Origin of the sequence: uncultured Veillonella sp. (assembly GCF_934190855.1) — a bacterium.
In the GTDB taxonomy this organism is placed as follows: Bacteria; Bacillota; Negativicutes; order Veillonellales; family Veillonellaceae; genus Veillonella.
Genome location: NZ_CAKPTN010000227.1, coordinates 1 through 1,923, shown reverse-complemented (window position 1 = coordinate 1,923; position 1,923 = coordinate 1). Strand labels below are relative to the sequence as shown.

General features: G+C 38.8%; 2 protein-coding genes. Both read right to left on the bottom strand.

Features of this window, described 5'->3' with window-relative positions:
* Positions 1-986: threonine synthase (gene thrC, locus Q0F90_RS09060; protein WP_296004941.1), on the bottom strand; the 986-nt coding region annotated here is incomplete at its 3' end.
* A gap of 182 nt (positions 987-1,168) precedes the next feature.
* A partial coding sequence (locus tag Q0F90_RS09055; RefSeq protein ID WP_296004939.1) for a Dyp-type peroxidase occupies positions 1,169-1,923 on the bottom strand: 755 nt, incomplete at its 5' end.

Sequence of the window (1,923 nt, the reverse complement as noted above, 5' to 3'; positions counted from 1 at the left end):
TCAAGGTTACTTGAAACAAGAATATCCATTGATGGAGAAGCAGTTGCATAGAACTGTCTGTTCTTGTCGTAAACACCTGTATTGATAAAATCAGTAAGTACGTTATTTTGGTTAGATGCACAAATCAATTTGCCGATAGGAATCCCCATTTTCTTAGCATAGTAAGCAGCCAAGATATTACCGAAGTTACCTGTTGGAACAACTACGTTAAAAGCTTCGTCCTCATGGATAGCACCTTGTGCTACGAGTTCAGCATAGGCATTTACATAGTACACCACTTGAGGTGCCAAGCGGCCAATGTTGATGGAGTTAGCACTGGAGAACATAACACCTTTTTCAGCCACCGCTTCTGCCGTTTCTTTATCTACAAAGAGACGTTTCAAGAATTGTTGAGCATCGTCGAAGTTACCGTGAATAGCTGTAACATTAACGTTCTCCCCTTCTTGCTTTTGCATTTGTTCAGCTTGCATTGGGCTTACACCATCGGTTGGGTAGAATACTTGGATATGTGTACCAGGTACATCTTTAAAACCTTCAAGAGCGGCTTTACCAGTATCACCAGATGTAGCAGTTAAGATAAGAACCTCTTTTTTCTCGCCTTCTGCCTCTTTAGCAGCTACTAAAAGATACGGGAATAAAGATAACGCCATATCTTTGAAAGCTTGTGTACGACCATGGAACAATTCCAATACGGATACTTTTTCTAATATAGAATGCAACGGTGCAATATCGCGAGTGCTGAAGTTAGCATCACAATACGCGGAGTTAATCATTTCATTTAAATGAGCTTCAGAGAAGCATGGGAACAACTTAGCTAATACAACAGCTGCTACCTCTTGATAGTTTTTATCTTTTACATCATTGTAAGTTAAGCAGTTTGTAGGGAATAAAGATGGTACATATAGACCACCATCCTCTGCTAAGCCGTGCAACAATGCATATGTTTCATTTACCGCAACGGTACCGCGGGTGCTAGTATAATTCATGGAATACCTCATTCATAACTACAATGTATTTTTTCGAGTCTAATAGGATTATTATAGCATAAAAGCGCCCTAAAAGGGGCGCTTCTATAGAATAATATATTATTTTATTATAAAAATTGAGTTAATTTAATTAACCTATTTCAGAATATTGAAACGGGCAATAGCTATACAGCTCAAATCTTTTATAATTCGCCTTCAGCAATGGCGTCCAATGTATCAAGGGATGGAATGAAGAAGAGCATACCTGTAATTGGTTTAGAATAATCAAGCAATTTGTCGTTTTGTGTAAACATATTAGTAAGCATTGTTTTAGTTACATCCCAGTAACGAGCATAACCGATAAAATATGTACCGCGTATACCTTGACCTGGTTGTGCAAATGGCACGTTCATACGAACGATTTTATGTTCTTCATCATCTCGATTATCTTGAGCTACTACAGTATGAGCAGCCGGATCTTTTTTATCATCATCTAATTCAATATCGCTGAATTTATGACGACCGATAAAGCTTTCTTGCATTTCAGTAGGAAGTGCACGCCACGCATCAAGATCATGTTCATATTTTTGAGCAAATGCATAGGAGCCATTGGTGAATTCAGGATCTTCGTCACCAATAACGCCCCACTCCACAGCTTCTTCGCCAACAGGGTTTTCCGTACCATCAACGAAGTCAATAATAGCGCGACCTTGTTCATAATGGAAGCCATGAGTTTCGTCCACAACAGATGTAATCGGACGTAAGAACCCCATAATTTGATCTACTACAGTATATGTAACGGATTCATCATTAGAACGAACATGGAGGAACAAATCTGCTGGAACAGCAGGTACATCTTGTTTATCCCCTTTAATGCCAGTAAAATCTTCTAACTCTTTTGGTACTGGTGCATTAGGGAATAAATAATCCCATGCTTTACGACTAAAACCAAAGGCAA